The sequence below is a fragment of the Saccharopolyspora erythraea NRRL 2338 genome, assembly GCF_000062885.1.
GTDB lineage: Bacteria > Actinomycetota > Actinomycetes > Mycobacteriales > Pseudonocardiaceae > Saccharopolyspora_D > Saccharopolyspora_D erythraea.
Genome location: NC_009142.1, coordinates 5673754 through 5686199 on the forward strand (window position 1 = coordinate 5673754; position 12446 = coordinate 5686199).

General features: G+C 65.3%; 9 protein-coding genes, 3 pseudogenes and 1 other annotated feature. Of the genes and pseudogenes, 9 read left to right on the forward strand and 3 right to left on the reverse strand.

Features of this window, described 5'->3' with window-relative positions:
* Positions 1-8: 8 nt before the first annotated feature.
* The 3 genes from SACE_RS37900 to SACE_RS24590 all read left to right on the forward strand — a co-directional run bounded on the left by SACE_RS37900 (position 9) and on the right by SACE_RS24590 (position 4823).
* The gene (locus SACE_RS37900) at positions 9-182 is read left to right on the forward strand and encodes a hypothetical protein (protein ID WP_009951019.1); all 174 of its coding nucleotides are present in this window, start codon (positions 9-11) and stop codon (positions 180-182) included.
* Between the two features lie 109 nt (positions 183-291).
* Positions 292-1263 (forward strand): hypothetical protein, encoded by a 972-nt coding sequence (locus SACE_RS24585; protein WP_143538211.1) that lies wholly within the window; start codon positions 292-294, stop codon positions 1261-1263.
* Positions 1248-4823: a DEAD/DEAH box helicase gene (locus tag SACE_RS24590; protein WP_009951018.1), complete on the forward strand. Its 3576-nt coding sequence runs from the start codon at positions 1248-1250 to the stop codon at positions 4821-4823. The genes SACE_RS24585 and SACE_RS24590 overlap by 16 nt, the downstream gene beginning before the upstream one ends.
* A 109-nt stretch (positions 4824-4932) precedes the next feature.
* On the opposite strand, the pseudogene SACE_RS36850 reads toward SACE_RS24590, so the two are convergent.
* Positions 4933-5112, reverse strand: a pseudogene (locus tag SACE_RS36850) (IS110 family transposase); the annotation flags it as partial.
* An 806-nt stretch (positions 5113-5918) separates the two neighbouring features.
* On the opposite strand from SACE_RS36850, the gene SACE_RS37905 reads away from it, so the two are divergent.
* The 6 genes and pseudogenes from SACE_RS37905 (at position 5919) to SACE_RS24620 (ending at position 9768) form a co-directional block, all read left to right on the forward strand.
* The gene (locus tag SACE_RS37905) at positions 5919-6239 is read left to right on the forward strand and encodes a transposase (RefSeq protein WP_029622171.1); all 321 of its coding nucleotides are present in this window, start codon (positions 5919-5921) and stop codon (positions 6237-6239) included.
* Positions 6197-6310 (forward strand) — a sequence feature (AL1L pseudoknot). It overlaps the preceding gene by 43 nt.
* Positions 6245-6634 carry an IS3 family transposase gene (locus SACE_RS37910; protein ID WP_011874599.1) on the forward strand — a complete coding sequence of 130 codons (390 nt, stop codon included), beginning with the start codon at positions 6245-6247 and terminating at the stop codon, positions 6632-6634. It overlaps the preceding feature by 66 nt.
* The gene (locus SACE_RS37230) at positions 6631-6867 is read left to right on the forward strand and encodes an IS3 family transposase (protein WP_009951013.1); all 237 of its coding nucleotides are present in this window, start codon (positions 6631-6633) and stop codon (positions 6865-6867) included. The genes SACE_RS37910 and SACE_RS37230 overlap by 4 nt, the downstream gene beginning before the upstream one ends.
* A gap of 119 nt (positions 6868-6986) precedes the next feature.
* Entirely contained in the window at positions 6987-8246 is a 1260-nt protein-coding gene (locus tag SACE_RS24610; protein WP_420803740.1) for an IS30 family transposase, read from the forward strand.
* Positions 8247-8277: 31 nt separating this feature from the next.
* A pseudogene (locus SACE_RS24615) lies at positions 8278-8571 on the forward strand (integrase core domain-containing protein); the annotation flags it as partial.
* A 252-nt stretch (positions 8572-8823) separates the two neighbouring features.
* Positions 8824-9768 (forward strand): tyrosine-type recombinase/integrase, encoded by a 945-nt coding sequence (locus SACE_RS24620; protein WP_031334572.1) that lies wholly within the window; start codon positions 8824-8826, stop codon positions 9766-9768.
* A gap of 388 nt (positions 9769-10156) precedes the next feature.
* Here SACE_RS24620 and SACE_RS24625 read toward each other — a convergent pair whose 3' ends face one another.
* A complete protein-coding gene (locus tag SACE_RS24625) occupies positions 10157-11107 on the reverse strand; it encodes a tyrosine-type recombinase/integrase (RefSeq protein ID WP_011874602.1) in 951 nt (316 codons plus the stop codon).
* Positions 11108-11901: 794 nt separating this feature from the next.
* A pseudogene (locus SACE_RS36870) lies at positions 11902-12376 on the reverse strand (transposase); the annotation flags it as partial.
* Positions 12377-12446: the final 70 nt, after the last annotated feature.

Here is a 12446-nt window from a genome sequence, read left to right on the forward strand (position 1 = left end):
GCCCAAAGGTGTCGTCGCCGTACCTGCTCGGCGGCGCCGTGGATCTCCTGGCCGACGCTGGTACCACCAGTGCCGAACTCGCCGCCGCGAGCCGCCTGACCGTGGAGCAGATCGACGAAATCGTCACGGCCGGACGCGAGACCACGCCCAGCCTCCAGCTGGGTGTACATCCTCGTTCATGACACACCCGCAGACGGCAGATGCCCCGGCTCGGACGGTTCCCGCGTTCCGGCCCAGCGAAGCGTCAGTGGGCGATAACATGCCCGCAGTGGGCAGACTGACGTTTCAAGGATGGGCGGAGAGGAAAATGCCGTGGTGACGGGTGCAACGCAGCAGAGCTCCGCGTCGCCCGGCTCAACCCAATCCGCGGCGGCGACGTGGGAGCCCTTGGTCGCAGCCAACGACGCCCAGCGCGTCGCGAATAGCTACGGTGCCAAGCTGACCAATCTGATCACGACAGTGCCGAAGACCCAGCCTAGCCCGGGTGTATGTGTGTGGTTTCTGGGGACTGTCATCGGGGCCGGCGAGCGCGAACGCGCGGCCATCGCGTGGATCATCGCCGACTCCGTGATGAAGAATCGCGCGGGTTCTTCTCGAGCTGGAGAGCTGTGGCGGTCCGCCGCGCTCGCCGGTACAAGACTATCCGGTCGCGATCGAAAAATCGTTTCCGCTTTCCTCGACGGCGTGTTCGGGCTTCCACCGGACGGCAAGAGCGAAATCCACGTCATCGGGCACGTCGCTGAATGGCTGTGGTACCTGCACGCACGTGAGACCGTCCATGGGTCCCGGAACATCGCGTTGCTTGATCCGCCCAAGTTCAACGTGACCGAGCCTGGCGGGGATGGTTTCGTCGTGTTCTCCGACGCCGTTACGTCGGAGACCTCATTCCGGTTGTGGGAAATCAAGCAGCACGTCGGCGGCTCCGCAGTGTCGACCACCGTGGGCACCGCGTATAAGCAACTGTCGACGAATGCGACGCGATATCTCGCGCAACTGACCGGTATCCACTCTACGCAACCCGGGCCGGTCGGTGAGTTGTGTCAGCAACTGGTCGACTTCTGGATCGACTGCAGCCACCGAGCCGGTGCCGGGGTCAGCGTCGCGTCCGCCACGACCCCGGCACCGCCCAGGTGTTTCAGCACGATGGGGAGGCACTTTCCCGGCTTCACGCAACCCGGTCAGATGGAAGGGCTGCTGATGGCAGTCGAGGATCTCCCCGGACTCGCCCGTGATGTGAGGGGCTATCTGTGGACCGTGCTCTGAACTCTGAGGCACTCGCCGACGCGCTCGGCCAGCACGCGGAGGGCGCGCTGCCGTCGGTGGAGGAACTCATCAACCTCATCGCGGATCTAGAGGTGCAAACCTTCATCCGCCCGGAAGCTATCGATGAAAATCTGCTCCGGGCAGGGTGGTATTTGCACGGGATCGCGTCCGCGGCCGCGTCCCCGGAACTGTACACACCTGCTCGTCAACAGCGCGCGTTCGCGGTCTCCGCCCACATTTTCGATCTCGCTTTGAATGAGTCGGGCCGTGACGTCCGCGACCGACTGACTCTCGCGTTCGGCGCTCAGGTCGGCTACCGGCGTGCTGATCTGGACCCCAACGCCACAGCGATCTGGCGACGAGTCGACGACCTCCTCGATGGTCCCGGCTCTGCCCCGGAAGGCGACCACGATTCCGGAGAGTCCGGTGATCTCGGCGCCGACATGCGCGCCGCGTCTCTATCGACTGAGAGTTTCATGACCATGGCGCTGCGGGCCGGGGTGGCGTTCCTCGGGCTGGACGTGGCGCGTATCGGGCAACTGCTCCGCGTCTGGCGTACCGAGGCCGCGGCCATGGCGTCCCGCATCGAGATGGACTCGTTGCAGTCGACCATGTTCGGTCCCGCCGAAGCGGTGACCCGTGCCGTCGCTGAGCTGATGGCGTTCCTGCGCTACGGCAACCGTGAACGTCTCCGCGCAGCGCGAGCCGGGCTCCACTCCGTGATCGACCTCCGTGCCGGCGGCGGTGACCACGACGCGCGATGGGTCACAGCCCATCTGCTGGCCATCGCCGACGGCATGGAAACCTCCAGTATTTGGAGCGTTCTTCCTGACGGGACGCCGGACGCGGTCGCGCAAGCGTTCACCGTCGGCGCGCCACCCGTGCTCACGCTGTGGCCGCCTCAGCGGGACTTGTTAATGCGTACCACGGCGAACCCTCTGGAGCCGGCCACCACGCGGCTGTTGCTTTCGGTCCCGACCAGTGCGGGCAAGACTCTGCTGGCGCAGATTCTGATCTGTCATCACCTAGCAACCCAGCCCGGGGACGTCTGCTACGTAACGCCGTTGCGCAGTCTGGGCCGCGAGATGCGCCAAGCGCTGTCGGGACGCCTTCGTGTGCTACAGAAGGGGCTCGGCGCCGATCTCCCTGACTTCGGCGCCATCAGCATTGACGACTTCTTCACCTTCATCGACGAATCTGGCGACTCGTCGGTGGAGGTGATGACCCCGGAGCGACTGGCGCACCTGCTGCGACGCGACCCGGAGGGCGTGCTCGACCGGTTCTCGATGTTCGTGATCGACGAGGCGCATCTGCTCGCCCAGCAGGACCGTGGGTTCCTGCTCGAGTGGCTGCTGGCGGTGCTCGCAACTACCGACGCGCGCCTGATCCTGCTGTCGGGAGTCATGGGCAACGCGGACAAGGTGGCGGCTTGGCTCGACCCCACTCGCCCGGATGTTCTGTTCAGCTCCGACTGGCGTGGTCCAAGGCGATTGCACGCGCTGCTCTACTCCGACGTTGTGTGGGAGGCGGAGCAGCGGCTCCCACTGAAGTCGAAGACCTTCACCTCTCGATCCAGTTATCCGGTGATCGCCGACCTTCGAGTCCGGCCGGCCGAAAGCAACGTCCAGCGACTGACCACCCCACGGGACGAGCCAATCGGCGAGATGGAAAGCAAACGTCGCACGAACGGTACCTACGAGCGGAACAGGACGCCGTTCTACCTGCTGTGTGCGAGAACCGCCCATGTGCTGCTTCCCACCGGTAGCCTGCTGATGATCCTCTCGCGCCGCGACTACGCCCGCAATGCCGCACAAGAGGTCGCGAAACGACTCGATGTGACGTCGCGTACCGAAGCGCTCCGCGAGTTTCTCGAAGAACGACTCGGCGTACAGCACCCGCTCGTCGACTGCGTGCTCCACGGGGTGGCCTACCACCATGCCGGACTGCCGGTCGATGTCCTGGACGCGTTGGAGCAAGCGATGCGGTCCGAAGTGCTGCTGGCCATGTTCGCCACCTCGACACTCACCGACGGCGTCAACCTACCGGTGCGCACGGTGCTCATCTGCGAAACTCGGTACCAGGGCCAGGACCCTGGACAGCAGATGGACGGGCCCCGGCTACTCAACGCGGTCGGACGCGCCGGCCGGGCCGGACGCGAAACCGAGGGCTGGATCGTGCTGGGCGTCCAAGCCAAACCCGCCGACCGCCACTTCGAAGTTCTCCAGCCCGCCGCGGACGATCTTGAGATCGTCTCGACGCTGCACTCCAATGACGCACTGCACCAGTTGGCCGAAGCCGAGGCGCTAATTGCTGAGACCGCGGATGCTCTCTTCGAGCTGGCATCAGGCGCGGCCGCGGACTTCGCGACGTTCGTGTGGTTCGTCCTCTCGACCCTCGAACGACTCGACCCATGGGCATCAGCGACGGACCCGCGCGACGTTGTACGACGCCTGCTCGCGTTCACCCAAATGCCGGATCACATCGAACGACGATGGATGGCTTTCGCCAACCACGTCGAACAGCAATATGCCCGCACGCCGGCCGAGAGCCGACGCCGATGGACCGTGACCGGCACCGCGCTACGCAGCGCTCGACGGATCGAACAGATCGCAGTGAAGGTGGCTGACGAGGTCACCGCCCGCCACGAGGACCTGCCCCAAGCCGACTCGGGCATGACGTCCCTGACCACGATGTCCCTAACCACCGAGGAAGCGCTTGCGGTATTCGACGACGCCGGGATCTTCGAGCTGTTGCTGGAGTTGCCCGAGGCAGGCAAGGTCTGGCGATTCAAACCGACGGTGGGAGCCAAAACGACAGTCGACGTGTCGGTAGCCTCGGCTTTGCGCGGCTGGCTGGCGGGCTTGGACATGCCCGCGCTGGCCGCCGCGATACTGCCGACCGTCGATAACCCCTCGTGGCGACTGGAGCAGACCGTCGACGCGGTCAGCGGCGCGTTCGAACATTTCCTCAGTTGGACGGTCGGCGTGGTCGTCTCCCAAGCCAACGAGCTTTTGGTGGAACGCGGCAGCGCGACCGTCCTCCCGGAGGACTTGTCGTATTTCATCCGGTACGGCGTCGACACCACCACGGCCCTGAAGTTGCTGACCAGCGGTGTGAAGTCACGACGCATCGCTCACCAGATCGGTCGCAAGGCTCAAGCGCAGGACATCGAGTGGCGCGAGGTGCGTGACTGGCTCCGAAACCTCCACATCGCCGGATGGCGCCACGATTTCGAAGCAACACCTCGGGAGATCGAGGACCTGGCCGAGTTCTGCCGGTCACCGGCCCGGAGCCCACTGCGGCAACTTCTGGAGGACCACGAAACGACAGTCGATCTGGCTCGCCCGCTCGATTTTCTGCCAACGAGTCCACGGGCGGTCGAGCTACGTATGCCCAGCCCGTCCGCCCCAGTCGAAGTCTGGACTGTCGATTCGCCAGCCTCCCGGATCGGGATCATCGCGGCGGCTTCACACGCCGACATCCATCTGCTGCACAGCAGTGGCGTCGAGTGCTCCGCAACCACCGACGGCATCGTGGTGAGACTCCGCGAGGCGGACTGACCGCTACAAGGGATCGTCCACTAAGCGATGCTCCTATGCGTCAAGCCGGTTGTGGCTCGGCGGTCCGCGACGGCGCTGGGAGTGCGGTGTTGTGGCCGATGAGCGCTTTGAAGACTTCGCGAGCCAGGTAGCGTTTGAGGCACCGGATGATCTCCCGCTTGGACTTGCCTTCTGCAGTGCGTCGAGCGGCGTAGGCGCGCGTCCTGGGGTCGCGACTTGGGCGACCGATTGCGAGCAGGTGCAACGCCCGGTTGGCGTCCCTGTTCCCACCGCGGTTGAGCCGGTTTGGGATCGTAATCGCCCGTTGCGGCGGTGTCGGCTACCTGACACACCCGCGCTCGCCGCCGGACGCGGCGAAGTCCCGGTCGGCGTCCTCCGCCTGGCGTTCGAAGCCGCCGGCGCTCTCTTGCGTGAACCCTAGCCGTGAGCGCGTCGACCTCGTTCGGTGTCAACCCGCCGCCTTGACTAGGGACGCGACATACGACTGTCTATTACTTAGGTACAGTGCGGGTCGTTGGGCAGCAGCCAGGCCGCACGCAGTCGAGGTCCGCCAACCTCGGTGCGCCGCCTGACCGCTGCCCACGCATAAGGGATGTGTCGGTGGGTCAGGGCGTTACGCCTTGGCCCGCCAGCACGAAACGCATTGCGTACGCCGCCAGCAGCGTCAACGACACGATCGCAGCGCGCACAGTCCGCTGGCATTGCACACAGCAACACCACCAGCCCGGCGATCCATCTCCGTGCATTGGGTATATCCCTCCTTCCTGAGGTTTGGGACGTGCATGCAGGAGGCTACCGAAATGAGATCCACTCTTCGCGTGCAACCCCTCGTTGACCTGCATAGTTGTACAACTATGGCAATGCCGTCTGCTTGACCAGCAGGGTTCGAGATAGTTGTACAACTATGACGAGCCCACCCACTTGACTTCCAGCGTTCGCCTCTATGGCTGCGATCGCCATCAGGGGGTGAGCACATGGCCGCCTCCCCCATCACCGACGCGGACCGAGAGCGCATGCGCGAGCTGCACGCGCAGGCTCGACTGAGGTGCCCCGAGTTTGGTGGAGGCCCTGAAGCCAGGATGATCGTCCTGGCAGATGGGAGATCCAAGGTTCGATGGCTGCTCCGAAGAAGTACCCGACGAACTGCGTGAGCGTGCGGTGCGTGAGGTGGCCGAGTCCGGCCGGCCGATCGCGCATGTCGCTCGTGATCTCGGTATCCACCCCGAGGCGCTGCGTAACTGGGTCCGGCAGGCCGAGGCCGACCGCGGTGAACGCACCGATCGAGCCACGACCAGCGAGAAAGACGAGCTGACACGGTTGCGCCGCGAGGTTGCCGAGCTGCGGCGGGCCAACGAGATCCTCAAGGCGGCGAGCGTGTATTTCGCCAAGGAGCTCGACCGTCCCCGGACGAAGTGACCGCGATGATCGATGATCACAAGGACCGCTTCGGGGTCGAGCCGATCTGTCGGGTGCTGGAGTTCCCGCCCAGCACGTACTACGCCCACAAGGCCCGTAAGCCCGCTCGACGAAGCCTGCGAGATGAGGAGTTGCTCGTGCAGATCCGCCGGGTGCACGAGGCCAGCGCCCGCACCTATGGGGCTCGGCGGATTTGGCACCAGCTGCGCCGCGACGGCATCGAGGTCGCCCCCTGCACCATCGAGCGGCTGATGCACGTCCACGGGATCGAGGGCGTCGTCCGAGGCGGCAAACGCCGCACCACCATCCCCGAACCGACCGCGCCCCGGCCACCGGATCTGGTCGACCGCCGGTTCGTGGCCGCCGAGCCCAACCGGTTGAGGTCGCGGACATGACCTACGTGCGCACCTGGACGGGCTGGGTCTACGTCGCGTTCGTCCTCGACGTCTACTCACGCATGATCGTGGGCTGGCAGCTGGCCGGGCACCTGCGCACCGATCTACCCCTGGAAGCATTGGAAATGGCTCTATGGCAACGAAAAATCCGGCACAGTGACGGACTGATCCACCACTCCGACAGGGGTAGTCAAGGCGGATTCAACTGGTCGTCGCAACACCTCAATGTGTAGGAGTGTGTTGTGGCGCAGGGAAGAGCGCGTGCGGCGATTGCGGCTGGCCGTCCGCCGCTTCGGTCTCCGGACGGCCTCCGGTCAATCGGCGGCCGGAGCAGCAGCGTTTCTGGCGGCTGATCGCCGAGGGACTCTCTAGCGAGGAGGCTGCCGTCGCCTGCGGCGTGTCGATGCCGTTGGGGCCACGATGGTTCCGTGAGGGTGGCGGGATGCCACCGATCAGCCTGGACCCGCCGTGCGGCCGCTACCTGTCGTTCGCCGAGCGCGAGGAGATCACCGTGCTGCGGGCCAAGGAGTGCGGGGTCCGTGAGATCGCCCGCCGTCTGGGCCGATCTGCGTCGACGATCTCGCGAGAGCTGCGGCGCAATGCGGCGACCCGCGGCGGGCGTCTGGACTATCGGGCCTCGGTCGCGCAGTGGCACGCCGACCGGCAGGCTGGCCGCCCCAAGGTGTGCAAGCTGGCCGCGAACGACCTGCTGAGGGAGTATGTGCAAGACCGGCTCGCCGGCACTGTTTCCGCCCCGGACGGACGGGAGGTGCCCGGGCCGGAGACACGCTGGATCGGTCGGCGGCACGGGCGTCGCCAGGACCGCCGCTGGGCGTTGGCGTGGAGCCCGGAACAGATCGCCCACCGGCTCCCCGTCGACTTTCCCGAGGACGAGACGATGCGAATCTCGCACGAGGCCATCTACCAGGCCCTCTACATTCAAGGCCGCGGCGCGTTGCGCCGCGAACTGACCGCGTGTTTGCGGACGGGGCGTGCGCTGCGGGTGCCTCGAGCGCGCACCCGAGGCCGTGGGAAGAAGTTCGTTACCGAGGAGGTGATGATCAGTCAGCGACCCGCTGAGGTCGAAGACCGCGCTGTTCCAGGCCACTGGGAAGGCGATCTCATCATCGGCCTGGACAGTTCCGCGATCGGAACCCTGGTCGAACGCAGCACCCGCTTCACGATGCTGCTACACCTGCCACCCATGCCCGGCCACGGCGGTCCTCGCGCCAAGAACGGCCCAGCGCTGGCCGGACACGGCGCCGAAGCCGTACGCGACGCCGTCGCCACCACCATCACGAACCTGCCCGACCAACTGCGCAAGTCTCTAACCTGGGACCAGGGTGCGGAGATGGCCCAGCACGCCCAAATTCGGATCGACACAGGACTCCAGATCTACTTCGCTGACCCCCACAGTCCCTGGCAACGCGGGACCAACGAGAACACGAATGGCCTACTGCGTCAGTATTTTCCAAAGGGAACCGACCTATCGCGGCACAGCCGCAGCGATCTCGACGCTGTCGCCGCCGCACTCAATGCTCGTCCACGTAAGACACTCGGCTGGAAGACACCGGCCGAAGAACTAAACGAGCTGCTACTCTTACATCAATAAGCCGGTGTTGCAACGACCGCTTGAACCTGGGCAATACCTGTCCATCCGCTACGGCCAACGCCTGGCCGAGGTCGGTGTGACCGCCTCGGTCGGCTCGGTCGCCGACTCCTACGACAACGCCATGGCCGAGGCCCTCAACGGAACCTTCAAAGCCGAACTGATCGAACGACGCAGCTGGCCGAACCCGGCCGCGGTCCAACGAGCCGTGCTGCAATGGGTCGGTTGGTACAACCACGACCGCCTCCACAGCGCGATCGGCCACGTCCCACCCGCCGAATACGAAGCCATGCACTACCGTTCCACCATCACCCCGAAGACCGCCTGATCCACACACTCCGGTCTCCATCAAAACCGGGGCAGCTCAACCTTCAGCCCTCCTCGGCGGATGGCTGGCCCCGGAGAGCGTATGTGTCCCGAAACAGGACACATCGTGGACCGAAGTGGACACGCGGCGACACTCCCTAAGTCGTGGACTATTACCAAGACTGGGATGCGTGGACTTCGTCAGAGTGCAGGCGGGAACAGACTTTGATGCTGGATCCAGCCTCGGGCATAGGGCAGCGTTCGGTGGTCGCTGATGGACGTGAGCAGGATTTCAACAGGACTTACTTCAGCCTGGAGCCATCTTCTGGCCGACTGGGATCGGACCCTGCGCTCATCGGGGAAGCCCGAGACCACGCGCTACAACTACCTCCTTGCCGTGGCCCAGTTTGCCCGCTTTCTCACCGACAACGCGGCCGACTGCGCTGCCGGGCCAGCGGCGCCGGCAGAGTCGACGCGTGCGCACATCGAGGAGTTTCAGGCCTGGATGATCGAGACACGCTCGGCCTCGACAGCCTTGAACAAGCACAAGGTTCTGCAGCAGTTCTTCAAGTGGCTCGCCGAGGACGAGCAGGAGATCGACCGCTCACCCATGGAACGTGTCAAGGCCCCCACCACACCCACCAAACTGGTGCCGGTCATGGGCGATGAGGACACCAAGAAGATCCTCGACACCTGCAACGGCAAGACGTTCACCGACCTTCGAGACCAGGCGATCATCCGTCTCTACTACGGCACCGGCGCACGATTGGCCGAAGTCGCGAACCTCACCACCGACGACCTCGACATGGCCACCGACTCGGTCGTGTACCAGGGCAAGGGCGGGAAGAGTCGGCGCGTGCGGTTCGGACCGAAAACCGCCCGGGCACTGAGTCGCTACCTGCGCGCTCGCTCCCGTCACCGCGCAGCGGACGTGCCGAGCCTCTGGCTGGCCGCACGCGGCGCCCAGCCACTGCAGGCGAACGGGATCAAGATCATGCTGAAGAGACGAGGCAAACACGCTGGAGTATCCGGCGTTCACGCCCACCGATGGCGCCACAACTACGCCCACGCGTGGAAGCTCGCCGGCGGCGACACCGGTGATCTGATGCTGCTGCTGGGCTGGAGCACGGATGCGATGGCTCGCCACTACGGTGCCAGCGCTGCCGCCGAACGCGCCCAGGAAGTCCAACTGCGAATGAGAATCGGGGAAAATGTCTAACGATCAAGGAATGACTCCATCCCAGCGCAGTCGGCGAGCCCGAGCCGCCGCCCATGCCTCCTGGGCCAACACCGCTGACCGAACGGCACGAACGAGCCACGGAACCCGAGCGTTTCTCGCTCGCTTCGAGCGGCAGGTCGACCCGCATGGCCAGCTTGATCCAGCGGAGCGGGAAGTGCGAGCACGCCACGCCCGCATGGCCTACATGCTCAGCCTCGCCGAACGCTCCGCTCAGGCGAGAAGCAAGAGACGCGCACAAGCAGAACGGCAGTAGCCGAGACCCCACTCGGGTCTGCGATCACTGTCGCGGAACGCGGGCGGTGCGGTGTGCTCCGTGCACACCGCACCGCCTGCGCTTCTGTCATCGGCCTGGCCCGCAAAGGCTCGTTCAGACGTCGTCGCCGATTCCCATGCGCACCTGGCTCTCCTGGGCCCGCTCGGCGGCGGCGCTGGCGCCGTAGTGCCGCGGCATCGCATCCGAACTCCACCCCAGCAGCAACATCAGATCACCGGTGTCGCCACCGGCGCGCTTCCACTGATGGGCGTAGGTGTGGCGCCACCGGTGCGCGTGCACGTGGTCCAGGCCCGCCCTCTGGCCCAGCCGCTTGAGGCGGATCTTGATGCCGTTGGCGTTGAGAGCCTGTCCCCCGCGATCAGCCAGCCACAAGTTCGGCAGATCAGCACCCTTGCGCTTGGCGCGCGCACGCAGATAGCGGCTCAGCGCGCGGGCGGTCCTGGCACCCATGCGCACCCGCCGGACCTTGCCGCCCTTGCCGTAGAGGGTCACCGACTCCGTCTTGAGATCGACATCCTCCAGCCTGAGGTGGGCGACCTCGGCCAGCCGGGCCCCGGTGTTGCAGAACAGCCGGATGATCGCCTGATCCCGCAGGCTCAAAAAGTCCTTGCCCTTGCAGACCTCCAGCAGGCGCGTGGTCGCCTCCTCCTCGAGCACCGGAACCAGCTTGGTCGGCGCCTTGGGCAACCGCACCCGCTCCATCGGGGAACGATCGATCTCCTCCTCGTCGAGCATCAGCCACTTGAACAACTGCTGCAGGGCCTTGTGCTTGTTGACCGCCGTGGCCGCCGAACGCGTCTCGATCATCCACGCCTGGAACGCCTCGATGTGGGCCTTGGCGACCTCGGCCGGGTCCTCGGCCGCCGCGTCGGCCTCGGGATCGGGCGCGTGCTCGGCGAGATACCGCGCCAGCTGCGCGGCGGCCAGGACGTAGTTGTAGCGGGTGGTCTCCGGCCGGTTGCCGGAACGCAGGCTGCGGTCCCAGTCCCGCAGGTAGCCGGCCCAGGTCACAGACAGGCCGTCGGTGATCCGTTCAAGATCCATCGGGGGCATCGCGAAGCTCCGAAGTCAAGGTGTCGGTAAGCGGCATGCTTGACTTCGAAGAACGAACATTGATCATCAAAAAAGGGTCTTCACAGGTTCTGACCTGCGAAGACCCTTTCGACCGTCGGGACGGCGGGATTCGAACCCACGACCCCTTGACCCCCAGCGGTGGCCGGACAAGTGCGCCACCAGCACAAACAGCGACACCGCAGGTAAGGGCGCTCCCGTCCACTGCCGTATAGAGCGATATGCCGTGGAACTCGCCAACACGATCCTCCCACTTTCCTCCCAACACCAGCGTCAAAACGGCCTGCTTGACCATCACCCGGTGTGGGTTCAAGACGCTGGACCGAGTCGACTCGTACGCCGACTATCCCTGGCTCAACGCACGTCAAGCCTCCCAGATTCCTCCCCCGCTGTCCCTCCCACCCGGAATATCCAGGACCAAGTCCCGCCCGGCGGGACTCAGCGCCCGGCCAGTGCGCTGGCACCTGCCGCGTGGACTCTCCCCAACCGGATGGCTGGACAACGCAGGCGTCCAGCCCTCACTGACAGCTCCTGGGGCGCAGCCACACTCTGCCGGACACCGCGACCTGCGAGATCCGAGGCGCTAGACGAAGTGATCGTCATGGGCAAGGTTGGCATCCTCATCGGTCCTGGCGAACCGATGCCACGTCTGGCGCGGCACAGTCACCCCGATTCCGGTGTGGGCGTTGCGCTCCTAATCGCCCTGGCGGACCGATGCCACGACCGTCCGAGTCTGGAGAGTCGAATGTTAACGGCGGCGTTGTGGCGTCGAGATCGACACCGACGGCGATGTGAGCATAGCGGTTGTGGACCCTGGTGGCCGTCACGGACCTTCATCACCAGCGCATCCAGGTAAATGACCGGGTATATCTCTTCCAGTAGACGCGACTGCCGGACCGTGACCTCTCCAGCACCGTGTCGGTGATCTTGGATATCGATCTTCTCGTGCGACAGCTCCAGTTGCGCTGCAGGTGATGCTGAATATCGCGCACGGCCATCCCCGCCCACGTACAGCGAGAGGGATGTTCTCGTCCAGACCGCCGACCCACCGCGGGCCCTTCGGCACCAGACGCGACTCAAACGATCCGGCTCGGTTGCGGGGCACGTCTTGACCAGCTTGGACAGGAACCCGCCCTGCCCGGTCAACGCCAACCGGTCCCGATCGACGTTGTCCGTCACACCATCAAGCAGACCAGCCTCAAGCATCTCCTTGACCGCATCCGGGGCCGACCGCGGCGACACCGTGGTCCCGAACGGATCCGCTCACACTGGCAGACGTGGCCATTCGCGCTGCTCACTCAGCAGTTCTCCC

Bases quoted from the DNA above. Each gene is read 5' to 3' on its own strand.
- SACE_RS37905 (WP_029622171.1), top strand. From the start codon at position 5,919: ATGGGAGATCCAAGGTTCGATGGCTGCTCCGAAGAAGTACCCGACGAA.
- SACE_RS37910 (WP_011874599.1), top strand. From the start codon at position 6,245: ATGATCGATGATCACAAGGACCGCTTCGGGGTCGAGCCGATCTGTCGG.
- SACE_RS37230 (WP_009951013.1), top strand. From the start codon at position 6,631: ATGACCTACGTGCGCACCTGGACGGGCTGGGTCTACGTCGCGTTCGTC.
- SACE_RS24585 (WP_143538211.1), top strand. From the start codon at position 292: ATGGGCGGAGAGGAAAATGCCGTGGTGACGGGTGCAACGCAGCAGAGC.
- SACE_RS24620 (WP_031334572.1), top strand. From the start codon at position 8,824: ATGGACGTGAGCAGGATTTCAACAGGACTTACTTCAGCCTGGAGCCAT.
- SACE_RS24625 (WP_011874602.1), bottom strand. From the start codon at position 11,107: ATGGATCTTGAACGGATCACCGACGGCCTGTCTGTGACCTGGGCCGGC.